Source organism: Hyphomicrobium denitrificans 1NES1 (assembly GCF_000230975.2).
Lineage (GTDB): Bacteria > Pseudomonadota > Alphaproteobacteria > Rhizobiales > Hyphomicrobiaceae > Hyphomicrobium_B > Hyphomicrobium_B denitrificans_A.
The window spans coordinates 3,518,162-3,543,466 of the sequence record NC_021172.1; the positions used below are offsets into that span (position 1 = coordinate 3,518,162).

The 25,305-nt window shown below is 62.9% G+C and carries 24 protein-coding genes; 3 read left to right on the forward strand and 21 right to left on the reverse strand.

Translation table 11 applies throughout. From position 1 onward, the window contains the following. Positions 1-22: 22 nt before the first annotated feature. The 8 genes from HYPDE_RS16915 to HYPDE_RS16950 all read right to left on the reverse strand — a co-directional run bounded on the left by HYPDE_RS16915 (position 23) and on the right by HYPDE_RS16950 (position 10,472). Complete coding sequence (locus HYPDE_RS16915; protein ID WP_201764373.1) at positions 23-613, reverse strand: undecaprenyl-diphosphatase; 591 nt, start codon at positions 611-613, stop codon at positions 23-25. Positions 614-669: 56 nt separating this feature from the next. After that, entirely contained in the window at positions 670-1,326 is a 657-nt protein-coding gene (locus tag HYPDE_RS16920; RefSeq protein ID WP_041320611.1) for a DedA family protein, read from the reverse strand. A 36-nt stretch (positions 1,327-1,362) separates the two neighbouring features. Then, positions 1,363-2,061, reverse strand: coding sequence for a polyprenyl diphosphate synthase (gene uppS / locus HYPDE_RS16925; protein WP_244437844.1), 699 nt, complete (start codon positions 2,059-2,061; stop codon positions 1,363-1,365). A 257-nt stretch (positions 2,062-2,318) separates the two neighbouring features. Then, entirely contained in the window at positions 2,319-5,486 is a 3,168-nt protein-coding gene (locus HYPDE_RS16930) for an efflux RND transporter permease subunit (RefSeq protein ID WP_015599761.1), read from the reverse strand. Positions 5,487-5,488: 2 nt separating this feature from the next. Next, complete coding sequence (locus HYPDE_RS16935) at positions 5,489-6,622, reverse strand: efflux RND transporter periplasmic adaptor subunit (RefSeq protein ID WP_015599762.1); 1,134 nt, start codon at positions 6,620-6,622, stop codon at positions 5,489-5,491. Continuing rightward, positions 6,619-8,073, reverse strand: a complete 1,455-nt coding sequence (locus HYPDE_RS16940; protein WP_015599763.1) for a TolC family protein — start codon at positions 8,071-8,073, stop codon at positions 6,619-6,621. Before HYPDE_RS16940 ends, HYPDE_RS16935 begins: the two co-directional genes overlap by 4 nt. Before the next feature lie 266 nt (positions 8,074-8,339). Next, positions 8,340-9,794, reverse strand: a complete 1,455-nt coding sequence (locus HYPDE_RS16945) for a heavy metal sensor histidine kinase (protein ID WP_081625140.1) — start codon at positions 9,792-9,794, stop codon at positions 8,340-8,342. Continuing rightward, entirely contained in the window at positions 9,795-10,472 is a 678-nt protein-coding gene (locus tag HYPDE_RS16950; protein WP_015599765.1) for a heavy metal response regulator transcription factor, read from the reverse strand. A 266-nt stretch (positions 10,473-10,738) separates the two neighbouring features. Here HYPDE_RS16950 and HYPDE_RS16955 point away from each other — a divergent pair, with 266 nt between their 5' ends. The 3 genes from HYPDE_RS16955 to HYPDE_RS16965 all read left to right on the forward strand — a co-directional run bounded on the left by HYPDE_RS16955 (position 10,739) and on the right by HYPDE_RS16965 (position 13,184). Next, entirely contained in the window at positions 10,739-11,464 is a 726-nt protein-coding gene (locus HYPDE_RS16955) for a helix-turn-helix transcriptional regulator (protein ID WP_015599766.1), read from the forward strand. 93 nt (positions 11,465-11,557) lie between these two features. After that, positions 11,558-12,274 (forward strand): acyl-homoserine-lactone synthase, encoded by a 717-nt coding sequence (locus HYPDE_RS16960; protein ID WP_015599767.1) that lies wholly within the window; start codon positions 11,558-11,560, stop codon positions 12,272-12,274. A 22-nt stretch (positions 12,275-12,296) separates the two neighbouring features. Next, positions 12,297-13,184 (forward strand): LysR family transcriptional regulator, encoded by an 888-nt coding sequence (locus tag HYPDE_RS16965; protein ID WP_015599768.1) that lies wholly within the window; start codon positions 12,297-12,299, stop codon positions 13,182-13,184. On the opposite strand, the gene HYPDE_RS16970 is transcribed toward HYPDE_RS16965, so the two are convergent. The 13 genes from HYPDE_RS16970 to HYPDE_RS17030 all read right to left on the reverse strand — a co-directional run bounded on the left by HYPDE_RS16970 (position 13,172) and on the right by HYPDE_RS17030 (position 25,180). Then, positions 13,172-13,435 carry a DUF2274 domain-containing protein gene (locus HYPDE_RS16970; RefSeq protein ID WP_015599769.1) on the reverse strand — a complete coding sequence of 88 codons (264 nt, stop codon included), beginning with the start codon at positions 13,433-13,435 and terminating at the stop codon, positions 13,172-13,174. The genes HYPDE_RS16965 and HYPDE_RS16970 overlap by 13 nt on opposite strands. A 9-nt stretch (positions 13,436-13,444) precedes the next feature. Next, on the reverse strand, positions 13,445-14,617 hold the full coding sequence (locus HYPDE_RS16975) for a TrbI/VirB10 family protein (RefSeq protein ID WP_015599770.1): 1,173 nt from the start codon (positions 14,615-14,617) through the stop codon (positions 13,445-13,447). Further along, complete coding sequence (gene trbG, locus HYPDE_RS16980; protein WP_015599771.1) at positions 14,614-15,600, reverse strand: P-type conjugative transfer protein TrbG; 987 nt, start codon at positions 15,598-15,600, stop codon at positions 14,614-14,616. Before trbG ends, HYPDE_RS16975 begins: the two co-directional genes overlap by 4 nt. After that, complete coding sequence (trbF, locus tag HYPDE_RS16985) at positions 15,600-16,280, reverse strand: conjugal transfer protein TrbF (protein WP_015599772.1); 681 nt, start codon at positions 16,278-16,280, stop codon at positions 15,600-15,602. The genes trbG and trbF overlap by 1 nt, the downstream gene beginning before the upstream one ends. Positions 16,281-16,283: 3 nt before the next feature. After that, entirely contained in the window at positions 16,284-17,549 is a 1,266-nt protein-coding gene (gene trbL / locus HYPDE_RS16990; RefSeq protein WP_015599773.1) for a P-type conjugative transfer protein TrbL, read from the reverse strand. 5 nt (positions 17,550-17,554) lie between these two features. Continuing rightward, the gene (gene trbK-alt / locus HYPDE_RS16995) at positions 17,555-17,869 is read right to left on the reverse strand and encodes a putative entry exclusion protein TrbK-alt (RefSeq protein ID WP_015599774.1); all 315 of its coding nucleotides are present in this window, start codon (positions 17,867-17,869) and stop codon (positions 17,555-17,557) included. Then, positions 17,869-18,612 carry a P-type conjugative transfer protein TrbJ gene (gene trbJ / locus HYPDE_RS17000; protein WP_015599775.1) on the reverse strand — a complete coding sequence of 248 codons (744 nt, stop codon included), beginning with the start codon at positions 18,610-18,612 and terminating at the stop codon, positions 17,869-17,871. Before trbJ ends, trbK-alt begins: the two co-directional genes overlap by 1 nt. Next, complete coding sequence (gene trbE / locus HYPDE_RS17005) at positions 18,609-21,041, reverse strand: conjugal transfer protein TrbE (protein WP_015599776.1); 2,433 nt, start codon at positions 21,039-21,041, stop codon at positions 18,609-18,611. The genes trbJ and trbE overlap by 4 nt, the downstream gene beginning before the upstream one ends. Before the next feature lie 10 nt (positions 21,042-21,051). Next, the gene (locus HYPDE_RS17010) at positions 21,052-21,321 is read right to left on the reverse strand and encodes a VirB3 family type IV secretion system protein (RefSeq protein ID WP_015599777.1); all 270 of its coding nucleotides are present in this window, start codon (positions 21,319-21,321) and stop codon (positions 21,052-21,054) included. Then, positions 21,321-21,644 (reverse strand): TrbC/VirB2 family protein, encoded by a 324-nt coding sequence (locus tag HYPDE_RS17015; RefSeq protein ID WP_015599778.1) that lies wholly within the window; start codon positions 21,642-21,644, stop codon positions 21,321-21,323. The genes HYPDE_RS17010 and HYPDE_RS17015 overlap by 1 nt, the downstream gene beginning before the upstream one ends. Beyond that, on the reverse strand, positions 21,644-22,561 hold the full coding sequence (gene trbB, locus HYPDE_RS17020; protein WP_041320613.1) for a P-type conjugative transfer ATPase TrbB: 918 nt from the start codon (positions 22,559-22,561) through the stop codon (positions 21,644-21,646). Before trbB ends, HYPDE_RS17015 begins: the two co-directional genes overlap by 1 nt. 190 nt (positions 22,562-22,751) lie before the next feature. Next, positions 22,752-23,189: a CopG family transcriptional regulator gene (locus HYPDE_RS17025; protein ID WP_187290844.1), complete on the reverse strand. Its 438-nt coding sequence runs from the start codon at positions 23,187-23,189 to the stop codon at positions 22,752-22,754. A 5-nt stretch (positions 23,190-23,194) separates the two neighbouring features. Continuing rightward, positions 23,195-25,180 carry a conjugal transfer protein TraG gene (locus tag HYPDE_RS17030; RefSeq protein WP_015599781.1) on the reverse strand — a complete coding sequence of 662 codons (1,986 nt, stop codon included), beginning with the start codon at positions 25,178-25,180 and terminating at the stop codon, positions 23,195-23,197. Between the last annotated feature and the right edge of the window lie 125 nt (positions 25,181-25,305).

Here is a 25,305-nt window from a genome sequence, read left to right on the forward strand (position 1 = left end):
CCAAGAGCGGATATGATCCGGATCACGGCCTTACCCAACCGCGGCCAATCAGCTTGGCGAACAGAAATCGATAGAGAGGCTCGGCCAGTTTCGGCGTGACGAGCTGCGTGAAGAGGGTCCGGAGAGGCAGCAATAAGACGACGCAGACGGTCGCCACGGACACCGCCCCCACCATGTCGAAAGGGAAGTGGACACCGACGAAAACCCGCGCCCAGGCGACGACCAACGATAGGAAGAGGAGGAAAAGCCCGGCAATGCGCAACCGCGTCTCCAGCGCGAGACTCAGCCCCACGGCCCACAAGAAGGTGACGTGATCGCTCGGGAACGAACTGTCGGCGGCGTGCTTCAGCAAGGTGTGCCCGATCGGCACCATCATCGGACGAGGGTGGAACCAAAACAGCGCAATGATCTGGTTGACGAACAGAGCCAGCTCGCCCGCGCAAAACGCGGCGAGCAGACCGCTGCGCCACTCTCTTTTCCCCCAGAGCCATAGAGCGGCGAGAAGGAGCGGCACCCCGTAGATGATGTCATCCGCAAGGAACGAGGCTAGGGCAACGAGCCACGGATTGGGATGCCCCGAGGCATTGATCGCCAGAAACAGCGTGTCGTTCAACCGTTCCATTTCTTTCTCTGCTTCAGTTGGACCCGAGCATTCGTTCAGGGCCGAGACTACTTGACCCGCGGCGGCCGCAATGGGCCGGGGAGCGCACGTTCGGCCTCGTCCTCGAGTTGCGCTTCGTGCCGGCGCAGGAGAACAAGCGAGACGAGGATGACGATGGCGGCGATCACGCCGACCGCGATCCCGATCGGCTTGGCCAAGTGCTCTACCGTCTGGCCGAGATAATAGGCGCCCACCCCGTAGAGCGTCGCCCACAGGATGCCACCGCCGGCATTGAATACCAGGAAGCGCGGCCAGTTCATGCGGTTGGCGCCAGCGAGAAACGCGGCAAGAGCGCGGAGCACGGCAACGAAACGGCCGAAGAAGACGACCTTGCCCCCGTGGCGCTGGAAGAGGTATTGGCCGAGTTTGATCCGTCGCTCATTGAGCCGGACATAGCGTCCGTATCGCAGCAGCAGTCGATAGCCCACCTCGCGCCCCACCCAGAAGCCGATATTGTCGCCCAGGATGGCGCCTGCCGCAGCAGCGGCAATCACGAACCAGATGTTCAGATGATGGGTCGTGCCGGCGTAGAGGGACGCAGCGATCAGCGTCGTCTCGCCGGGAACGGGAATGCCCATACTCTCGAGACCGACGATCCCGATAACAACCCAGTAGCCATAGGTCGAGATGAGATGGGGGAGCTCACCATGCGACAAGAAGGACAAGGGAGCGACCTCCGTCGGTAGTGACGCGTGGCCATGTCATTTCCCGAACCGCCGCTTGCGGCGCTGATAATCTCTGACGGCGCGCAGGAAATCGATCTTCCGCAAAGCGGGCCAAGGGACATCGCAGAAATAGAATTCGCTGTAAGCGCTCTGCCACAGCAGAAAGCCGGACAGCCGGATTTCGCCGCTCGTCCGAATGATCAGGTCCGGATCCGGCTCTCCTGCCATATAGAGGTGACGCCCGATCGCCGTTGTCGTGACTTCTTTGATGGCATCGGGCAACGTCACTTTCCGCTGGATCAACTCCACCAGCAAAGCGCGGACGGAATCAACGATCTCTTGCCGACCGCCATACGCGACGGCAATAGTTAGGATCATGCCGTCGTATTTAGCTGTGGACTGCCGAGCTGCACGGATCGCCGTGATGACGGAACCGGGCAACAATTCGAGCTTGCCGATCGCCTGAACCTGAACGCGTCGGCAGTGAATCTGTGGATCGTGTGCGAGAGCCCAGAGTTTTGCCTCGATGGCTGCCAAAATGCCTGCTACCTGGTCGACCGGGCGTTCCAGATTGTCCGTGGAGCAGACCCAAAGTGTAACGGCAGGAATCGCCAGTTCGCCACACCAATCAAGAACAGCGTCTAGCTTGCGGGCGCCCATGGCGTAGATTTCGTGCGGGTCGAGAATGCCATGGCGTTCGCCATACCGCCGATTTCCATCAAGGATGATCCCGATGTGGCGCGGAAGGGGCTGGTTCTGTACTTCGCCGAGGAGCCTGTGCTCATAGAAGCGATATAAGACGCGGAGCGGCGAACGTCTTGGGCCGACGCTGAAATGGTCGTTTACGTTTCCAGATGCCGGAAAGGCTGCGCGGCGAGTTGTGAGTCGAGCCTTACCCGTCTCGCTTCGGCCAGTGAAATTGAGGCCGTGGGTCATCTTCCAGCGGCTAAGGCCTGCGTTGAGGTGAGCTAGCCTAGGCATTGATGGGCACCTCAGTCATCCCGTGTACTTGCTGTCGCAAGCTGGTTCTCATGGAATTCGTCCGTGACGGGTGCAAACCTTCCGTAGCGCAAAGCTAGGGTCGGCAACACGAGCAGATTCAGCACCATCGAGGTCAACAGGCCGCCAAGGATGACGATGGCCATCGGACCCTCGATCTCCCGCCCTGGTGCTCCGCTGCCAAACGCCAATGGCAAAAGCCCAAGCCCGGTTACGAGTGTAGTCATCAGAATCGGCGTCAACCGGTCACCCGCGCCTTTGATGGCTGTTTGCAGTTCCCAAGTCATACCTTCGGTCTCGACCAAATGCTCGTAGTGGGAGATGATCAGAATTGAGTTGCGTACCGTGATGCCGAACACGGTCACGAAACCGATCATCGAACCGAGCGTCAGCAGGCCTCCCGTGCCGAACACCGCCAGGACGCCGCCGACCAAGGCGAACGGCAAATTGATCAGAACGAGTACAAGATTGCGCCAGCCCCGGGTAACGATGGACAACAGGATCACAATACCAATGCCGATTATGATGGAATTCAGGATCAGCTTGTTCTGCGCTTCGGTTTGGGCCTGGGCACTGCCGGCAAACTGGATGTAGGTGCCGGCCGGCAGCTTGACCTGCGCTCCAATCCACGCACGAGCTGCCTGCACGACTGCCGCGGTTGATCCGCCGGCGATGTTGAAGGTCACGCTTGCCATGCGCTGCCCGCCTTGATGCATGATCTGATAGCGGCCGCTGTCCTCGTAGATATCGGCGACTTGTTTGAGTGGGACGAGCGTGCCGTCAGGGGTCCGAAGCGGGAGATGGCCTATATCGCTGACGCTGTTGCGATCCTTGGGATCGAGGATCAGCATTACGTTGAAGACCTGATCGCCTTGGTACGTTTGTCCAACGGTGTCGCCGGCATAGGCGGCGCGCACCGTATCGAGGACATCGACAGGATCGAAACCCCAGCGGACGAGCGCGGCCTTGCGTAACCTGATCGTCAACTGCGGAAGGCCAGGCGGCGATTGCACCGTGACTTCCGTGACCCCAGCCACTCCGTTGAGCGCGCGTGCGACCTCTTGTGCTTTTTGATCGATGACATCGAGATTGTTGCCGAAGATATTCACCGCCACCGCAGCGGTGTAGCCGGACAGGGTTTCTTCGATCCGTTCGCTCAAAAAGGTCTTGACTGAAAAATTCACCCCGACGAAGCGGGCAAGCGCATGGCGAATATCCGCTTGCGCGTTCTCCTGCTCGTCCCCTGAGAGGCCAGGTTTGAGATCCACCTCGAATTCGCTGTAGTGCGTTCCGTACACATCGCCGGCAAGCTCCGCACGCCCCACCCGTTGCGCTACGGACCGTACCGTCGGGATCTTCCGAAGCGCCTCCGCTACGCGCCCCCCGATAGCCAAAGATCGTTCGATAGACGTGCCCGGCACCGCCGACATGTGGATGATGAAATGACCTTCCTTCAATTCCGGGATGAAGCTAGCGCCGAACAGCGGCAAGGTCGCACAGCCAATGATCGTGAAAGCTGCCGCCAAGGCGATAACCGTGCGCGGCCGGTTCGAAATGCGCAACAGGAGCGCCTCGTAACGCGCACGGGACCAGCGAACGATTGGAGGCTCATCCGCTTTCGCACGCCGCGCCAGCAAGGCCATGCTAAGTGCCGGAACGACAGTCAAGGCGACGGCAAGGGAAGCCAAAACCGCCAAGCTGTAGGAGATCCCGAGCGGCGCAAACAGCGCACCGGAAATGCCCGGCAGCAGAAGGATTGGCACAAACACCAGGAGCACCGCGAAGGTCGCGTAGACGACGGGCCCCCGGACTTCGAAAGTGGCGTCGAGAACGACACGAGCTGCGGGCCGTGGATCGGAAAGCTGCCGGTTTTCACGCAAGCGCCGGACGATGTTCTCGACCCCGATCACGGCGTCGTCCACTACCACGCCCACGGCGATCGCGAGGCCGCCCAGCGTCATCGTATTGAGTGTGCCGCCGAGCCTTTCGAGGACGATAATGCCGGCGAGCAACGAAAGCGGTATGGCAGCAACGGCAATTGTTGCCGTACGCAAATCGAAGAGGAAGAGAGTGAGGACGATGACAACGAGGGCGCCCCCGATATACATTGAGCTGCGGATGTTGCTCATTGCCGTGTTGATAAAATTTGCCGGGCGGAAGAGATTCGCGTGAAGTTCGATCTCTTGTGCTTTGAGGTCGGGTGCTAGTTCCGCGAGCGCCGCTTCGACCCCGCGCGTAACTTCCACGGTATTTGATCCGTATTGCGCTTCGACGTTCATCACGATACCGGGCTTACCGTCGATTGCCGCGGCGCCGATCGGCGGCTCGGGAGCCTCCACCACCTTTGCGACGTCGCCAAGCGTTACCCTAGCCGCACCTTGGGCAAGCAAAACGGTGCGCGCGAGCTGATCGGGCGTCAGCGATTGTCCTTCGCTCTGAAAGACGATTCGTTGATTGGGCGTATCGATGAACCCGGCGCCGCGCACGCCCGTAGCCTTTTGGGCTGCGGTGAGGACGTCATTGAGCCCGAGTTGGTAGCGCGCGAGTTGGTCGGGTCGGACTTGGATTTGGAGAGAGCGCGTGTCGCTGCCAAAGACTGAAACGTTAGCGACACCCGGCACCGCAAGTAGTCGTCGGCGGATCGTCCATTCTGCCACCGTTTTCAGATCCATCAGTGACCGAGTGTCGGAGGTCAGGCCCGCTACCAGCACGACCCCCGTGGACGATGTAAGGGGCGTCATAATCGGGGCCCTTGTCCCTCCCGGGAGTTGCTGCGCTGCGACGGCGAGGCGTTCCGCGACGACCTGCCGATCTAAATAGATATTGCTCCCGGCATCGAAGAAGACTTTCACGACGGAGAGCCCTTGGATGGAGGTCGATAGCAGTTTCTGGATACCTGGTACGCCGTTGATCTGAGTTTCGATCGGAGTGGTGACCAGCATCTCGACCTGCTCCGGCGTCAGGCCCGGCGCTTCGGTCTGGATACTGACCTGGGGCGGAGCGAATTCCGGAAAGACGTCGTATTTGGCGCCGAGCAGGCTGAAGATCCCATAGCCGAGCAGTAGGCACCCGAGAGCGATAACCACGCCCGGAAAGCGGATGGAGAAGGCGATGATTGCCGCTTGCAGGCCCGAAGGGCGGGTGCCGTGGGACGAGACCATTCCTAGTCCCCCCCGCCCTGGATCTGCGAGCTGAATTCCTGCGACAGCAGCACTTGCGCGCCGCTCACGACAAGGGATTCGTTCTTCGGAAGAGGCGGCTCGGCACCATCCACATCTGATGTGGGCAGTTCAGACCGCTGCGGGTTCGCGAGCGCGGGCACGACATAGCCGCCGCCGGGCTGCGGCTCCGTCGTGGGAATTTCGCGACGGATAAACGTGTTGGTCGCTACCTGAAGATAGACCCATGCGCGGCCCTGCAGCCAAACCACCGCGCTGGCCGGAATGGCGATGCCTGACGTTGACTGTCCAACGGGAAGTTGGGCGGTCACGTTCATGCCGGGCAATGCGCCGCTCGCGGCATCGGCGGTGTAGAAGAAGCTGATACCCTGAATTTTTGGATCGGTACGGGTAGCCGGAGAGACGAACTCGATCCTAACACGTTGTCCCGTGGTGGTTTCGATCGACGCTGTCTGCGGCGCCCGCCCGAGCGAGACCCCCACCGGCAGCGTGATCTGAATCAGCACTTCTTCGCGTTGAATGAGGCCCCTAGCTAAGGGTGTGCCATCCGCAAGCGAGCGGCCAAGCACCTGACCCCAAGCTTGGTATGCGCTCGCTGTGGCGTTTTGCGTTTGTACTTCTGCGGCCTTTACGCTTGCTTCGTCGGACCGGTAGGTTGCCTCGGCCGCTTGGAATTGGGCTGTCGAGACGTTTTGGTTTTTGTGGAGGACCTGTGTTCGCTGAAATGCCGCCTGTGAAGCAGCAAGCTTGGCTTCAGCTATGGCGAGCTGAGACTTGGCATTGGCAATCGTGTTGCCGAGGTCGGTAAAAGTCTGGAGATCAAGCACACTGCCGTAGGCCTGCACCTGCTGCTGATAGGGCGCAGTGTTCGGCCGCTTCACCTGGAGGTCGGCCTGCTTCTGCAAATTGGGGTCAAGCGTGATCGTGGGCAGCCCGGTATTCGCGCGCGAAACCTGGACGGCGGCCTTGACCGGCTGCTCACGCTGCGCTTCCGCTGCCGCTCCGTCGCGACCTTTGATAAAACCCCAGACGAGGAGCCCGCTCAGACCGGCGGTCGAGATTCCTAAGATAAGAATCCAGAACAGCGGCCTCGCCCCGGAAGCGGGGTATCTACTCATGAAGAGGTCTCCGAATGGGAAAGGCGCGGATCGTGCCGGGGCACCACGGGCCAATGGCCGGGATCGAATAACGGTTGCTGGAGTGCATCCTCCAGGGCGCCGATGGCCTGCCGCTGCTGCACCACCGCGTCGAATCGCGATAGCGCGGTCGCAGCGACTCCAAGCTTCGCTGTCACCAGCGCTACCCGATCGACCTGACCGGCACGGAACTGGCTTTCGATTTCATGGACGCGGCGCTCGTCCTGGGACATCAGCGTATCGCCGGTTCTGAGGCTTCGGGTCGCGGTCCGGTAAGCCGCCGCCGCTTGGTCGATCGCGCCTATGATCTCCGCCTGAAGAGCAGTGAAGGTTGCGGCTGCCTGTCGTCGGCTGGCGAGCGCCTGGGCAATCGGTCCTTGATTCTGGTTGAAGATCGGAAGCGAGTCCGCGCCAAGGCCGAGTACGTACTTGTTGACGCCAAAGTCATAGTTGTAGCCGGGGCTCAAGGTGATGTTCGGGTATTGGTTTGCGATCTGAAGCTGCAGCGCCGACTGGGTAGCCTCATACTCTTGGAGGCTGGCTTGCACGTCAGAGCGTTGCGTGAGCGCCTCCTGGCGGAGTGTGCTTGTGTCGGGATTCGGAGGAATCGGCGGCGGGTGGTCGAGGGCGCCAAGCGACAGGCCGACACCATCGAGTGCGCGCACCGGAATGCCCAGAGCGGTCGCGAGTTGGGTACGAGCGGCAGCCTGTGCCTGCTCGACGTTGCTGAGAGCGAAGGTGATCTGCGCCCGGGCGACTCGCACGATCATGACGTCCACAGAAGATGCCTCGCCCATGGTAAGCCGCTGTTCGAGAAGTCGGACTAGCTGGTTCTGGAGGTCCAATTGACGATGGGTCAAGACCAGCCGCTGCTGAGCCGCCCAGAGATTCAGAAGAGCGGTACGCACGCGAGCGCGCACTTGCCAGCCGGCTAGGGCGAGATCCCAGCGCGCTGAGCTGAGAAGGTGCTGGGCTTGTGCGGTGCGGTCCTCGCGCTTACCGAAGGTCTCGAGGAGGAAGTCGATCGTGGGGCCGATCGTGATCGCCGCGACCCCCGCCGGTGGTGCCGCCGCGGCGATGGCAGCTTGGCCGAAAACATTGGTGAGGCTGAACGTCGGGTTCGGGCGCTGGCGAGCGGTGATCACGCCCGCCTCAGCACCCACTAGCTTGGCATGCGCGATCGCGATATCGGGGTGGTAGTAGATTGCGGCCAGGGTAAGCGTTGAAAGATTCCAGGTCGGGGGCCGGTCTACCTTCCCATTGTCGCCAAGCTCTGCGGTGATGAATTGCTGGAGGCGCTGATCGTTCAGGGTACGGCTATCGAGCGAGGCTGCATTTTCAATCGGAGAGATCGGCTCCGAGTGATAGCTTGCGCAGCCGACGAGAAGCGCTGTGGCGCTACAAATGGATAGGATCTGGCGCGGTAATAGCAATACAAGCCCCCGCGGGCCCGACCCGCGCTTAATTACGGAGCTATGGAAGCTAGAAAGCCCAACTGAAGAATCGGTGACGCAGAGATGACGGAAACGTCACCTTGGGACAGATTCGCCTCGGGCGGGCGCATTGAAACGGATTGCCGCAAAAATGCGGAGTCCGAGGCAGACCGTTCTGACAGCCTCCGCTGTTTTGCTAACGTTGTGCGCTCGTTAGATTTTGATTTCGGGCGCCAGACCACGGCGTCTGTCTCGGTTAGAAGTGCTCAGCCAGAGAGCACGGCAGATTTTTCCGCTATACTCGGAAATCTCAACGAGACGCAGGTCCCCTCGCCGGGTTTGCTGTCGAGAACGACGCAACCGCCGTGCCATTCGACGATGCTCTTTACAACTGCAAGCCCTAATCCGACGTTCTGGCGAGAACCGGTCCGGGCGCGGTCGACCCGATAGAACCGGTCAAGTACGTACGGAAGATGCTCCGGCGCAATCCCGCAGCCGCTATCGATTACGCTCATCTTTAGCATCGGACCGTCCTCGCAAGCTACGACGCGAATCATACCCCCTGCTGGCGTATGGGCGATTGCGTTTGAGACGAGGTTGCCGACCGCCTGCTGAAATAACGACCGGTCGAGCGGCGCGCAAAGATCGGACGGCGCCGATATGGTCAGATCTAACCCGGCGTCGGAAGCTGCGGCTTCGTAGAACTCTTGAACCCTAGTCAATTCTTCGCGGATATCGATGCGCTCTAGTCGGAGCACTTCCGGCGTTTTGTCGGCTCTGGCGAGAAAGAGCAGGCTTTGAATGACGCGCGAGATCCGCCCGCATTCCTCCAAGCACGAGCCAAGGGTGTCGCGGTAGTCCTCGCTTGATCGCGATTTACTCAGGGCAACCTCAATCTCGCCGCGCAGATTATGGATAGGCGTGCGGAGCTCATGCGCTACATCATCGGAAAATTGCGATATGCGCGCGAACGAATCCTGGAGCCGATCGAGCATGGTATTGAACGTCTTTGCAAGCCCCGCCAATTCCGCTGGTAGTTCCGGCGTCTCGATGCGTTCGTGGAGCGTGGCCGACCGGATCCTCTCTGCGGTGCCGCTGATGCTTTCGATCGGCCGCATCCCGCTCCTGGCGATGGCATATCCCACTAGCGAACAAAGTATCACAGACACGCTCAGCACGATCCAAATCTGTTCGCGATAATGTGCGAGGAGATCCTCGTCATTGTGGCGATCCATGGCGATCTGGAGGTATCGTGCTGGCACCCCTTCGCCGCCGGCACGCGCCGTCACGGTCTGAAGCAGCTTGCCGGAGCGCGACACGGCTTCGTGGTTTACCGTGCGCTGCGAACCTAGGCTCGCGAGGTCCGCTGCGGTGGGCGGAGGCAGTTCCTCCGGCATCCCCGGCGTTTCGACGATCGTTCGTGCATTCCCATCTAGAAGTCGAATATAAATCTCCGGCCGCCGTTCCGACGACCATACAGGCTCAACTTCGTGCCGGCCCGAAGGCAGGCCGGACGCGGAAGATCGCAACATGAGCTGCGCATTGTTCAAATTGTCCTGAAGGGCGCCATCATCCTCTTTCTGGAGATTGGTCGCGAGCACCCAGTATAGAAACCCGGTAGCTGCGAAAATAAGCATGAAGGTCGAGAGCGCATACCAAGTCGTCATACGAAACGCGATAGATGGCGGCCGACGTCCCGGGGATATCGTATGGAAAGTCATTTAGGCTCGCTTTTCGAGTACATAGCCGATGCCGCGGACCGTATGGATCAACTTGCTTCCGTAGGGATCATCAACCTTTGAGCGGAGACGGCGCATATGAACATCGACGACATTGGAGTCGCAATCAAAATTGATATCCCATACCTGTTCGGCGATCAGCGACCGAGACAGTGCATCGCCTGCGCGTCGCATTAAGAGCGACAGCATCAGGAACTCCTTTGGTGTCAGCTCCAGAGAGCGGCCAGCGCGCGTTGCGCGATGCCGATGGAGATCAATCTCGAGGTCAGCGACCTTTAGAATGGGCGCCTTCCGAGCAACGGCGCCGCGCCGGAGAATGCTGCGTATGCGCGCAAGGAGCTCCGAGAAGGCAAAGGGCTTGACAAGGTAGTCGTCGGCGCCGAGTTCCAGTCCCTTGACGCGGTCGTGAACCGCGTCCCGGGCGGTCAAGAACAGCACCGGCGTTTGCACGCTACGGCGGCGCAGGTCCGCCATGATGGTCCATCCGTCGCGGCCTGGAAGCATGACATCAAGAATAATCACGTCGTATTGGCCGGTATATGCAAGGTGACTGCCGTCCTCGCCGTTCTCCACCACGTCGGCGACAAATCCATTCTCTTCCAATCCCTTTTTCAAGGTGGACGCGGTCTTCACCTCGTCCTCGATAACGAGAATCTTCATAACCGCCTCGACCGCAGTTTGAGTAAAGCCTGCCGCAGTGACGCCGTTTAGGGCCAGCTTTGGCAAGAGGCTGTCCGGGCGAACCGTGATTGGATCTCACGAGGGGCGCACTCGGGCTCGAACTTCTGATTGTAGCATCGGATGTGCTCCTCGCCATCATTGCGGTGAGCGCGAAGATGACGGCTTCGTCATTTGGTCGTCACCCTTTCGTCAGGCTGGTCGGCAACGCTGCTGGAAGCAATCAACGGTTGAGTTGAGGCGCGGCGATGCATCGCGTCTTCCAAACCTTTGTCGAGCGGCTTGTGGACAGTGTCGATGCTCCGGCGCTTTGCGCTGCGATGGCGGAGGCAGCGATTGCGCTCGATGTCCCCACATTCGCGTATCTAACGGCTCCGCGCCGGCCCGATGCTGAGCCGGGCCTGATTTCGAGCTATCCGCCCGAGTGGACGAGCCACTATCTCCAGAGTCGGTACGACTGGATTGATCCGGTCGTATCATATGCGCGCAATCATCTGGAGCCATTCGAATGGGGACCAGATGTCGGCCCGATACGGTTATCAAAACAGCAACAACAGTTTTTCGACGAGGCGAGCGAATTCGGCATTCGATACGGATTTACGATTCCGATCCACAATGGTCGTGGCACAGTCGCGGTTGTGAGTTTTGCCACGGAGCTGCGCCAGCCTGCGTTCTGCCGTTCTGTCGCGGAGCATGCACGGGTATTGCAGCTCATGGCGATGTACTTTCATGCGCAGGCGCGTAGGAAGCTTAACGGCGATCGGATCGTGGATGGCGTGCTCTTGTCACCGCGAGAATTTGAATGTCTCGAGTGGGCTGCACGCGGCAAGAGCGCGTGGGAAATGGCGCGCATTCTCGGCGTTTCTCGCCGGACAGCGGCCTTTCACCTCGACAATGCGAAGTCCAAATTGAGCGTCCGGACGATTTGTCAGGCCGTCGCCAAGTTGGCTGCCTCTAAGCCGGCGACCCGATAAGTTTCGCCTCCGCCCCTGTGCAACTGCACAGGATGAGAATACCCCAGCCGATCGCCTTCTATTGCGCAGGCCCAAACCTGCCAGGAGGCGAATATGCTCCAACTCATCACCCCCGACCGCTATGGCGAGTTTATCGACGACCTCGCCGAAATGCACCGGCTTCGCTACCGGATCTTCAAGGAACGGCTTGGCTGGGACGTTCAGACCAGCGGCGACATGGAAATCGACGAATTCGACGCGTGCCGACCTGTCTATCTTCTGCAGAGGGACGAGGACGGTCGTGTTCAGGGCTCTGTACGTTTGTTACCAACGAGCGGCCCTACCATGGTTCGCGACACGTTCCCGGCGCTACTGGACGGAGAGGCTGCGCCATCATCCGATGCCATCTGGGAAAGCAGCCGCTTCGGTGTGGATCTCGGTACCAGACAGGCCAAGACGGCTGGCAGCATCGCACGAGCGACTTATGAACTCTTCGCCGGCATGATCGAGTTTGGCTTGATGCGTCATCTCTCCGATATCGTCACCGTGACGGACGCCAGAATGGAGCGCATTCTCTGCCGCGCTCACTGGCCTTTGCGGCGTCTAGGTTCGCCGCGACCGATCGGGAGAACGCTCGCGGTCGCCGGCTACCTCGAAGTGTCATGGGACCAGCTTAGGTGCGTCCAGGAAGCCGGTGGTCTCCGAGGAGTCAGTGATCAACTCGGCGCGAAGCTCGATTTCGCGATGTCTGAGAGCATGATTGTGCGGTCGACAGCGTCATCTCTTGATCCTGCCTCGGTTGCCGATAGTCGCGAACAACGCGTCGAGTAGTTGCCGCAAAGCGGTTTCCGCCATGGAGATCCGTGATCTCATGTATCTTGAGGCTTCGGCAGCCGCCGGCAACTTTACGCATGCGGCTGAGTCTCTCGGAGTTAATGCGTCGACTATTAGCCGCCATATGGGACGACTGGAGGACGAACTCGGGCTCGCGCTGTTCGAACGCGGGCACGCTGGGGTTCGGCTGACGACCGGCGGCAAGGCAGTGCTGCCACACATCCATCGGGCCTTGGCCGAACTCGACGCCATCCGTCATGCCGGCAACCAAAACGGCAACGGCGTGTTGGGCGAAGTCCGCCTCGCGGTAAGAATGCCGCCCGTCGGGGAGCCGTTACGAGGCCTGCTGTACGGATGGCGAGAAAGGCATCCACAAATCTTGCTCACGATTGCGGAGATGAATGAGTGGGAGATCCAAAGAGCCGTGCGGGAGCGCCGCATCGATGTTGCTCTGATGACGAGCCACACGTTGTGGCCCGAAGCAGCAACCACGCCGCTCTATCGCGAGCGTCTTGTCGCAGCGATGCCGGGCGAACATCCACTGTCGGTGCGACGGACGCTCGATTGGAAGAGCTTGCGCAACGAAACCTTCCTCGTTCAGGGCTGGGACGATAGTCAGTCGGCCCGCGAATTTTACGCCTCGTTCATGGGTAGCGGTGTCAGATTTCAATCTCACGCCGGCAGCAAGCAGTGCGTGTTCGCGCTGGTGGCGGCGTGGTTCGGGATCACCCTCGCCACGACGAGTCAAGCGGAGGTCGCCTTTCCGGGTGTTGTCTATCGACGAATTCACGAGGAAAACGCCTGGGTGCAGGTCGAGCTGGTGTGGTGCCCGGAGGCCGAAGATCCGGCCGTCGGACGGTTTGTCGCCTTCATGCGCGATGAGGCGCGCTCACGTCAGCTTTTCTGAGCCCGATTTTCAGAGTGTGGTCGCTGCGCCACAGCTTCCGCGCGGCGCAGTTTGGCGAAGGCGCGGTCGGTCGCCATGAACCGCAACAGCATGGGACCGATCAGCTTAGCCGGCTCCACGGCTCCCTGGTCGGTTTCGCGGCCAAGCGCATTGCCATAGGCGACGAGGTCGCGATGAACAACGGCCGGCAATTCGATCGTGAGCTTGACCGGCTTGTCATCGGGGATCGTTCCAAGCTTCAGCTTTGCCATGTTACTTCCTCATACGCGGTAGGGTTCGAGAACGAGATCGTGCGTGACCATCACGCGCACGGGAAAGCCCGGGCGGATAGTGATCGTCGGCTGAATGTTGAGAGAGCGCCCGACGACTTGTTCGCCGACCCGACTGAAGCTCTGCGAGGCGCCCTGTCGGATCGCCTGCGCCAGATTGTTCTCGCTGTTGCTCGTGCCCGCTTCGGAGCCCACGCTCAAGAGCGTGGAGAGGATCGCCGCCTTGAACAGCATGCCCCAATGGTTGTCGACCTCGTCCTCGAGGCCGGCGTAGCCTTCGGTGTCGGCGCCCGGCTGACGTTCCAGGACGATTGAGTGGCCGTTTGGCATGATCAGGCGATTCCAGACGAGCAGCGCGCGCGTCTGCCCAAAGGCGATCTGCGCATCGTACTGCCCGACCAGGCGCGCGCCTTGCGGGATCAGAAGGATCTTTCCCGTCAAGCTGTCATAGACGTTTTCCGTCACCTGAGCGGTAACCTGACCGGGAAGGTCGGAGCGCAGGCCGGTGATCAGGGCAGCGGGGATCACTGCGCCCGCTTGCAGAATGTATTTGCTGGCGGCGGGCTGGACGCGATCTGAACTCGTGGTGCGTCGGTCGACGGCGCCGTTGAGAAACGCGAGCTTGTGATCCTGCGAGGTCAGGTCGCTTGTACCGGCGGCCGCGACGGTAGGCGTCGCGCCGGACGGAGTTGCTGCCGATGCTGTTTGCGCAGTTTGCTGGACATTCGTCGTCGTGAAGAGACGGCTCGTGCGCGCGGCCTCTTGCTCTTGCGCGATCCGCTGCTGTTCGGGATCGGTGCCGGTCGGCATGCCAGAGGTTGCGGCTCCGCTCTTGAGGATCGGCCGGCCGAGATCGCCGGGAAGCGGCGGCCCGAGCTGCGGCGCGGGCTTGGGTAGCCCCGTGTAATCCCGGGGAAGATTGGCCAGGCCATCAGGCGTGTTGCGATTGTTGGTGTTGTAGAGCTCGGAGCCCGTGGTCTGATGCTGGGGTTTGAGCGCTAAGAAAAAGGCGCCGCCGATGCCGAGCGCCGCGGCCGTGCCCAGGCCGAGAAGCACTTTTCGCGACAGGCGAGTGACCGGCGGCCGGCTCGACCGCAGCCGCATCTCCTCGGCTGGGCGACTGCCTCCGCTCGGCTCGCCTACTTGACGGGGGTCATCCGTCACGACTGCGGCCTCCCATCGGTGCGGACAATCCGCACGAGCTGCTGATGCTTGCCGCCGAGCTTGAGCTCGGCGGCGGCGAACAGCCGATCGACGATCATGTGGTTGCCTTTGACGCGGTAGTTGACGAGCTGGCCGTCGCCTTCGGCGCCGATGACCCAAAGCGGCGGCAACTCGCCCTGGCTGATGCCGCTCGGAAACTCGATGAACACCTGCCGGCCATCGTCGAACGCGCGAAGCGGCCGCCAGGCGGGATTGTCGCCCTCGATGCGATAGCGAAAGTTCAGCGCGTTGATATCGACTCGGGTCGCCACGGGCATCGCAGCGTCGGCCGCCGCGTTCTGCTGACGAAGGGCGATGAGCTGGTCTTGCGCATAGGCCCAGGAGACCGATGCCATGTAGGTCTTCTCGTCGGAATGCAGCTCGAGGTGATAGGTCCGCCGATCGGTGTTGATGACGAGGTTGCTGATGAGATCGGCGCGCGTCGGCTTGACGAGAATGTGGATGCGCTTGGCAGCGCCGGCGCCGCTCTCCGTATCCCCGATGATCCAGCGCACGGTGTCGCCCGCCGCGACGGGGCCGGAGCCGACAAGCTGTTCGCCCGGCTCGAGCGCGATGTCGGTGATCTCACCGGGTGCGGCGTAGACTTGGTAGAGCGCGCCGTCGGAGAACGGATAGACCTGAATGGCATTGAGATAACCCGCTCGCGTTGGCTGAATTCTGGCCGCGCCATTAGCCTGGTCGACGCGCGCGTGCGGATCGGCGGGTTCGGGTGGCGGTTTCGTCGATCCGGGAAGCCGCTTGAGCTGGCCGGGTAGAGGTAGCGGCTTGGGCAGCTCGACAATCTGCACGGGTTTGGGTGGATCGGGCTGAAGCACAGCCTGCTTCGGCGTGTCGTCGTAGCTGATCTCGGGCGGCTTCCACGTCGAGCACGCTGCCAGCGACGTCGAAACAAGCAGAAGGGTTGCGAGAGGCAGCGAGCGCATCAGCCGAGCTCCTTTGACCAGTTGAGGGCGTGGACGTAGACGCCGAGCGGATTTTTCTTCAGCCGATCGGCGTCGGTCGGCGTCTGCACAACGATGGTGAGGATGGCGCTCCAGCGCTCCGTGGCGGCGAGCGCGTTGTCGACATAGCGCCGCTCGACCCATTCGACGCGGAAGCTGCTGTCGGAGGCGCGGATCACGCTCGCCACCTCGACGGACACCTGCGTCTTCCCGACCTTCGAGAATGGATCGTTGGTGCGGGCGTAATCGTTGAGCGCCAGCGCGCCCTTGTCGGTGACGTAGTTGTAGGCGTCGAGCCAGTCTTGCCGCAGCACGACGGGGTCGGCAGGAATGCTGCGCACCTCATCGATGAACCGAGCGAGATGCCAGGCGATCTGCGGATCGGTTGGCTGATAGTCGGCGACCGCCGGTGCGATGGCCTGCGCCTGGCCCAGCCTATCGACCTGCACCACCCACGGCGTGATGGTCCCCCGGGCCGATTGCCAGACCAGCCCGCCAGCGAGGCCGCCGCTCAGCGCCAGCGCGCCGAAGAACGCGAGCCGCCAGCTTTTCGCCTGCACACGGGCGGAGCCAATGCGCTCGTCCCAGACTTGGCCGGCCTTTTGATAGGGTGTCTCCGGCTCGGGCGTCTTGCCGTATCGCACGGTGGATCGTTTGAACATGGGCTAATCCCCCTCCGAGAGGTCGATCTGGTGACCGCCGCTCGCCCGATCGCCGGACCGGATAGCGTGGTCGGCGGCGGACACGCCGCGGCTGATGGTCTGACTGCGCTTCATGCGCTGCGCCCAGGCCGGCGGACCGTCTGAAGGTGTCGAGGATCCCGCACCGCCGGCGCTCGCTGGCGCGCTTCCGCGCATCACGGCGAGCTCGCCCGATGCGAAGCTCTCTTTCAGGCCGGCCGCCGCGCGGCGAAGCGGGCTCATCGCCACTGACCCGGCGGCTTGAGCGACACCGGTCGCCCCGCCGGCGCGATAGGCGGCGGTGGCGCCGCCCGCGAGGGAAGCGCCCGCGCGCGCCGTGCCCGCGATCGCACCACCCGCGGCGGCGAGTCCGCCCGCCGTGGCTGCGATTCCAGCGGCGCCGATGCCTGCCGCCGCGAGACCGGTGCCGACCGCGGCGCCAGCGCCCAGTTGCGGGCCTCCGGCGATCAGGCCGTTGGCGATGCCGGGACCGAAGATCGTGAGGCCAAGCAGCGAGAGCGCCGCCAGGATAAGCGTCAGCGCGTCGGAGATCGTCGGCGGATTGTTGAAGCCGCTGGTGAACTGACTGAAGATCGTCGAGCCGATACCGATGATGACGGTGAGCACCAGGATCTTGATCCCGCTCGACACGACGTTGCCGAGCACGCGCTCGGCGAGAAACGCGGTGCGGCCAAAGAGTCCGAAGGGGACGAGAACAAACCCAGCGAGTGTCGTCAGCTTGAACTCGATCAAGCTGACGAAGAGCTGAATCGCCATAACGAAGAAGCTGATGATGACGATCAGCCAGGCGACCAGCAGGATGATGATCTGCACCAGGTTGGCGAAGACGCTGGTGAAACCCATCATCCCGGAGATGGCGGTCAGGATCGGCTTGCCGGCGTCGATCCCGACCCCGGCGATCTTGCCGGGCTGAAGAAGCTGCGCGGCGCTGATGGTGCCGCCGCCCGCTTCGATGCCGAGCCCAGCGAAGCTGTTGTAGATGATCTGCGCGAGGTTGTTGTAGTTGCCGATGATGAAGGCGAAGATGCCGATATAGAGCGTCTTCTTGATGAGGCGCGCGAGCACGTCCTCGTCGGGCGCCATCGCCCAGAAGAGGCCAGCGAGCGTGATGTCGATGGCGATGAGAACGCCGGCGAGCCAGCGCACATCGCCTTGGACCAATCCAAATCCGGAATCGATGTATTGGGTGAACGTCCCCAGGAAATTGTCGATGACGCCGGTGCCGCCCATGGTGTTTACCTGTCGGGAGATTTGGCTGATGCCGCGGGCGGCGCAGTCGTGCTGGGCGGCTGATAGGTGAAGAAGCGGCGGCGGCTCTCGGCCCAGGCAGCTTCGCAATCGGCGTCATCCTTCGCCTGCGCGGCGAGCACCTGGCATCGTTTCAGTTCGTCCGAGAGCGGATCGGAGGCCGTTGCGGGACCTGCAGGGTGGTCCAGCAAGCGCGATGGAGCCTCACGAAAATGCAGCGTGGCAGCAACGATGGCGATGGCGACCAGGGCGAAGCCGATGGCGCGCGCGATGGCGGGAAGATTAAGGAAACGGCCGCGCATCAGTGGAACATCTGCGCGTTGCCGGGTTGATAGCCCGCGCCGTAGTTGAGGAAGTTCTGCATCTGCGCTTGCGCCTGAGCCTCGGTCTCGAGTTGGCGAGCGGCATCCAGACTCTGGGCGCGCGAGATCGAGGCCATGATAGCGGTGAGGTCGGCGAGCTGCTTAGTCTGGATGGCGACGAGCTGATTGCCCGACTGCGCAGCTTGGAGCGCGCCGGTCGCGCCTTGGCTCGCCGTCACCAACGCGTCGATCTGGGTGCGCGTCGAGTCGAGGTTCTGCACGACGCCGGCCTGCACGCGCATGGTGTCTTGAAATCCGGCGCGGGCGTTCTGCCAGCGTGACTGCGCGTCGGAAAGAAGTTGCTGCGATGAAGTTCCGCTCGAATAGGCCAGCGGGTATTGCTGCGTGAACGCCTGGTCGATTGTGCTAACGCTATAGGCGATACGTTGCGCCTGCGTGAGAAGCTGCTGCGTCTGGGCGATCGACTGTTCGAGTGTGGCAAGCGAGGAGTACGGAAGACTCGCGAGATTGCGCGCCTGATTGATCAGCGATGTCGCCTGGTTCTCCAGCATCTGGATTTCATTGTTGACCTGCTGGAGCTCGCGCGCGGCGGTCAGGATGTTTTGCGCATAGTTGGTCGGATCGAACACGATCCACTGGGCGCGCGCAGGAACGCCGAGGGTGACAATCGACAAGGCGGCGACGCCAGTGACGAGACCGGCGCGCAGGCGACGGGCGATCATGAGGAAACCTCCTGGTTGCGGGTGAGCATGTCGGCCGCCCAGTCGAGGTTCGTGCGGCGCAGCCACGCGGCGGCGAAGCCTTCGCGGCCATGGGCCGCGAGGGTCTGTTCGATCGCGGTCTGGTCGGTCTTTGAGGACGCGGCGGTGAAGGCGAGCGCGACTTCGGAGAGTCCAAGCTCGAACAGGCGGTTGCCCCGGCGGGACTGGCAGTAGTATTCGCGCTTGGGCGTGGCCCGGCTCAGAATCTCGATCTGCCGGTCATTGAGACCGAAACGCCGGTAGATCGCTGCGATCTGCGGCTCGAGCGCGCGTTCGTTCGGCAGCAAAATCCGTGTGGGACAGCTCTCGATGATCGCGGGTGCGATGGCGCTGCCATCGATGTCCGCGAGCGATTGCGTGGCGAAGATGACGGAGGCGTTCTTCTTCCGCAGTGTCTTTAGCCACTCGCGAAGCTGCCCGGCGAAGCCGGGATCGTCGAGCGCGAGCCAGCCTTCGTCGACAATGAGCAAGGTCGGCCGGCCGTCGAAGCGATCTTCGATCCGGTGGAACAGGTAGGACAGCACTGCGGGCGCCGCGCCGGCGCCGATCAGGCCCTCGGTCTCGAAGGCCTGCACCTCCGCCTCGCCAAGGCGTTCGGTCTCCGCATCAAGCAGCCGGCCCCAAGGTCCGGCGACCGTATAGGGCTGCAACGCCTGCTTGAGCGCATGGGACTGCAAGAGGACGGAAAGACCGGTGATCGTTCGCTCCGAAACCGGCGCGGAGGCGAGCGAGGTCAGAGCGGACCATAAGTGCTCCTTCAGTTCTGGAGTGACGGTGACGGACTCACGGGCAAGCAGCGCCGCGATCCATTCCGCGGCCCAAGCCCGCTCGCCGGCGTCATCGACGCGCGCGAGGGGCTGGAGGGCGGCGGGCGCGCTTGCGTCGTCGGCCAGCGCACCGCCGAGATCGTGCCAGTCGCCGCCCATCCCCAGCGCGGCCGCACGGATCGAGCCGCCGAAATCGAAGGCAAAGACCTGGGCGCCGGGATAACGCCGGAACTGCAACGCCATCAGCGCGAGCAGGACGCTCTTGCCGGCGCCGGTCGGGCCGACGATCAGCGTGTGACCGACATCGCCGACATGGAGGCAGAATCGGAACGGCGTCGAGCCCTCGGTCTTGGCGAAGAACAGCGGGGGCGCCTGAAAATGCTCATCCCGTTCCGGCCCGGCCCAGACCGCCGAGAACGGCATCATGTGCGCGAGATTCAGCGTCGAGACGGGCGGTTGGCGCACATTGGCGTAGACGTGGCCCGGGAGCGATCCGAGCCAGGCCTCGATCGCATTGACGCCTTCGCGCATGCAGGTGAAGTCGCGGCCCTGAATGGTCTTCTCGACCAGGCGCAAGCGCTCGTCGGCGACGCGGGAGTCCTCGTCCCAAACCGTCACGGTGGCGGTGATATAGGCCTCGCCGACCAGGTCCGTTCCGAGCTCCTGCAGCGCCGCGTCGGCGTCGAGGGCCTTGTTGGCGGCGTCACTGTCCATCAGCACCGACGCCTCGTTGGTCATCACCTCCTTCAAAATCGCCATGATCGACTTGCGCTTGGCGAACCATTGGCGGCGGATCTTCGCGAGCAGCTTGGTCGCGTCGGTCTTGTCGAGACAGACCGCGCGGGTTGCCCAGCGATAGGGAAAAGCGAGCCGGTTCAGATCGTCGAGCAGGCCGGGCCAGGTCTGCGACGGAAAGCCCATGATGGTGAGCGTGCGCAGATGGGCGCGGCCGAGCTTGGGCTCGAGGCCGCCGGTCAGGTCCTCGTCCACCAGGATGGCGTCGAGATACATCGGCGTCTCGGGCACGCGCACGCGCTGGCGGCGTGTCGAGACGCAGGAATGCAGGTAGCTGAGAGTCTCGCCGTCATCGAGCCAATCAGCTTCGGGCATGAAGCCTTCGACCAGGGCGAGCACGCGATCGGTGCGGTCGATGAAGCCTTCCAGCGTGGCGCGCCAGTCAGCGGCGCCCTGTGCGCGATTCTCGTAGAGCCAAGCCTCTGCCCGCGCGGCATCGTCAGCCGGCGGCAGCCAAAGCAGCGTCAGGAAGTAGCGGCTTTCGAAATGCGCGCCCTCTTCCTGAAACTGCGCGCGCCGTTCGGCGTCGACCAGAGCCGAGGTCGCATCGGGAAATTCGCCGACGGGATACCAATGCGCCTGCACGCGCTGGGCCTCAATGAACACAGCCCAACCGGAGCCGAGGCGGCGTAGCGCGTTGTTGAGGCGCGACGTGATGGCGACGAGCTCGGCCGGTGTCGAGGAGTCGAGATCGGGCCCACGAAAACGCGCGGTGCGCTGGAACGAGCCGTCCTTGTTGAGGACGACGCCCTTCTCGATCAGCGCCGCCCAAGGCAGGAAGTCGGCGAGGCTTTGCGAGCGGCGACGGTACTCGGTGAGATTCATCATCGTTCGAACCTCACGCGACCAGATGCTGCGGGTAGCGCAGATGGTGACGCACCACATCGACGAAGGCGGGATCGCGCTTCGCGGCCCACACGGCGGCGAGATGGCCCAGCAACCAGATCGCGCCTCCGACGATCCACAGACGAAGGCCGAGGCCAACGGCTGCCGCGAGCGTGCCGTTGACGATCGCGACGGCGCGCGGCGCGCCGCCGAGCAGGATCGGTTCGGTCAGCGCGCGATGAACAGGCGCGTAGAAGCCGGGGATGGCCGCATCGTGCTCCATCACACCAGCGCTCCGCCGCCGAACTGGAAGAAAGTCAGGAAGAAGCTCGACGCAGCGAAGGCGATCGAGAGACCGAAGACGATCTGGATCAGCCGCCGAAACCCTCCAGACGTCTCGCCGAAGGCCAAGGTCAGGCCGGTGACGATGATGACGATCACGGAGATGACCTTGGCCACCGGCCCCTGGATCGACTCGAGGATCTGATTGAGCGGCTGCTCCCAAGGCATGTTGGAGCCGGCGGCGTAGGCGGGAGCCGTCGCAAGCGCGACGAAGACGAAGGCTGAAGCCATGGCGAACGCACGGCGAGCACGGTTGAGCAGCATCACGAGTCTCCTGCGGGGGTGAGGACGTAGTCGCCGGTCGGGCCAAGGCCCTTCACCACCGCCAGCTCGGCGAGCTGGCGCGCGGAGCCGCGGCCGGCGAGGACCGCGATGAGATCGATCGTTTCGGCGATCAGCGCCCGCGGGACCGTGACCACGGCCTCCTGGATGAGTTGTTCGAGACGGCGCAGCGCGCCGATCGCGGATCCGGCGTGCAATGTCCCGACGCCGCCGGGGTGGCCGGTGCCCCAGGCTTTCAAAAGGTCGAGCGCCTCCGCGCCGCGCACCTCGCCGATGGGAATGCGGTCCGGGCGGAGACGCAGCGACGAACGGACGAGATCGGAAAGCGACGCCGCGCCATCCTTGGTGCGAAGCGCGACGAGGTTCGGCGCCGCGCACTGCAGCTCGCGTGTGTCCTCGATCAGGACGACGCGGTCGCCGGTCTTCGCGACCTCGGCGAGGAGGGCGTTGACCAGGGTGGTCTTGCCTGTGGAGGTGCCGCCGGCGACGAGCACGTTCTTGCGTTCATGCACAGCGACGCGCAGCAGCTCAGCCTGCGCCGCCGACATGATGCCGGAATCGACGTAGTCGCCGAGCGTGAAGACCGCGACGGCGGGGCGCCGGATAGCGAAGCACGGAGCAGAAACCACCGGCGGCAACAGCCCCTCGAACCGCTCACCACTTTCCGGCAGCTCCGCCGAAACGCGGGGGCTGTTGGCATGCACTTCGACGCCGACATGATGCGCGACAAGTCTTACGATCCGCTCGGCGTCGGCTGGCGTGACACGGCTGCCGGTGTCCTCGAGCCCGCCCGACAATCGATCGATCCACAACCGTCCGTCGGGGTTGAGCATCACCTCGACGATACTTGGATCTTCGAGATGGGCGGAGATCGCCGGCCCGAGCGCGGTGCGCAGCATGCGCGCGCCGCGGGCGAAAGCTTCAGACCGGAGGGAGATTGTCGTCACATGAGCCCCGCAAGGTCGCCTCAACTCAGAGGCGGATGTCAGCGGGGTTGATTAGAAAGAGCCGGAAATGGGACTTCGCAACAACGATGATGAGGCAGGAGGGCTCCCGGATAGAAAGACAGGTCGCTGGTACGACTGGCCGTCAGGAGCTCTTGTCGGCCCGACCTTGTTCGGACCCAGGGGCGATATCCTGGCTCACCTCGTCGGCAAGCTTGCGACCGCGCGCCAGCCTTCGGCCAAGCGCCTCGACGAAGCCGTCATAGCGCTCGCGCCCTTTAGTTTGGGCGGCTGCAAGCGCGGTGTCGGGTAAAGCGGGCGTGCTGGTCAGCCAGAAGCGCACGAAGACTGCCAGCGCCTCGTTCGAAATGGTGACGTGCCGTTCGATCATTTCCATCTGTCGCGTCATACGATCGAGCCGTCTCGCGAGCGCGGCCTCCAAGCGGTCGGCGCCATCGGGTGACAGATGCGAGGCAAGTGCCGCTTCGACAACAAGGGCCTGCGGCACGCGCTTGCGGGCGGCATAGTCCGCAAGCTGGCTCGCGAGGTCTGGCGGCAGGCGAAAGGTGTGCTTGGTCCGCATGGCCGTCACATCTGCATGTCATCGCCGGGATCGAGCGAGACCTGGCGCGTGACAGCTCCGAACGTGCGCTGCATGATGCGCTGGCGCTGGACCTCGTCGTCGGGCTCCTCGTCCATCGGCTCGAATTCCTGAATGGGTGCCTTGGACTCCGGCACGATTTCCTCATGCTCCGGCAATTCCGGTTCACGCCGGATGCCAGCGTTGGCGGGATCTTCCGTGGCGGGCTCTGTGGGCAGCGGCACAACCGCACCGGCCCAATCGCCGTCTGGCGGGAGTGATGGAGCGTCGTCGCGTCGGGTCGGTCTTGGGTTGGACAATTTCGGTGGCTGGAGGATGCGCGCCTTCAATTCCGGATCTTCATAGTAGCGCGCCTTCTTTGCGCGGATCGGCGCGCAGCCGGACATCAGCACCAGCTCGTCGTCGGGCGGGAGCTGCATCACCTCGCCGGGTGTCAGCAGAGGGCGTGCCGTTTCCTGTCGCGAGATCATCAAATGTCCAAGCCATGGGCTGAGCCGGCTGCCCGCATAATTCTTCATCGCGCGCAACTCGGTCGCCATGCCGAGCGCGTCTGAAACACGCTTGGCAGTGCGCTCGTCATTCGTCGCGAAACTCACCCGCACATGGCAGTTGTCGAGGATGGAGTTGTTTTGGCCGTAGGCCTTCTCGATCTGATTCAGCGACTGCGCGATCAGGAAACTCTTCAGACCGTAGCCCGCCATGAAGGCCAAGGCGCTCTCGAAGAAGTCGAGACGACCGAGTGCCGGAAACTCATCGAGCATCAGCAATAGCCGATGTCGGCGGCGCTTCGAGTCCAACTCCTCGGTGAGGCGGCGCCCGATCTGATTGAGGATCAGGCGTACGAGAGGCTTGGTCCGGCTGATGTCAGAAGGTGGAACGACCAAGTAGAGCGTCATTGGGCGCTCGGCCTCGACCAGATCACGGATGCGCCAGTCGCAGCGCCGCGTGACGGTTGCGACAACTGGATCGCGATAGAGCCCGAGGAACGACATGGCGGTCGACAAGACGCCGGAACGCTCATTCTCGCTCTTGTTCAGCAGCTCGCGCGCGGCGCTCGCGACGACGGGATGAATGCCCTTCTTCCCGAGATGCGGGGTCGTCATCATTGCTCGCAGCGTCGTCTCGATCGGGCGCTTCGGATCGGACAGAAAGTTGGCGACGCCGGCGAGCGTCTTGTCCGCCTCGGCGTAGAGCACGTGCAGGATGGTGCCGACCAACAGCGAATGGCTCGTCTTCTCCCAGTGGTTCCTCTTCTCCAGCGCACCTTCGGGGTCGACGAGCACGTCGGCGATGTTCTGCACGTCGCGCACCTCCCACTCCCCGCGACGGACCTCGAGCAGGGGATTGTAGGCAGCGCTTTGCGTGTTGGTCGGGTCGAACAGCAGCACGCGGCCGAACCGCGCTCGCCAGCCGGCGGTCAGCCCCCAGTTCTCGCCCTTGATGTCGTGGACAATCGCCGAGCCCGGCCAGGTCAGGAGAGTCGGCACGACGAGGCCGACGCCCTTGCCGGAACGCGTCGGCGCGAAGCACAGCACATGTTCCGGGCCGTGGTGGCGGAGATACGCGCCGCGCCAGCGACCGAGCAGAACGCCATCGGGATGGAGAAGGCCCGCCCGCTTGATCTCGCGCGTCTCGGCCCAGCACGCGGACCCATAGGTCGTCACCTTCTTCACTTCGCGCGCCCGCCATACCGACATCGCGACGGCCACGACGAACGCGGCTATCCCGCCGGCCCCCGCGATGAAACCTCCCGTAACGAAAATCTCATGGGCATAGGCGTCGTAGGCGAACCACCACCAGAAGAACGCAGGCGGCTGGTATATCGGGCAGCCGAACAAGATGAACCAGGGGCGCCCGAGCTGGGGTTGGAAGGCGAGCTGCCAAGCGGTCCACTCCGTCGCCGTCCACAGGAAGGCGAGCACGGAAGCGCAGACGAGGAGAATCTGGACCCAGAGGATCTTGGTCGCGTTCATGGCGACAAAGGACCAGACGAGCCTCCCACGATGAACTCAAGCCCAAACGAGAGGGCGGCGCGCGGTCGGATACCTTCGGTAAAGAATCGGATGGAGCGGCGACACGGCTCGTCCACAGCACTCAC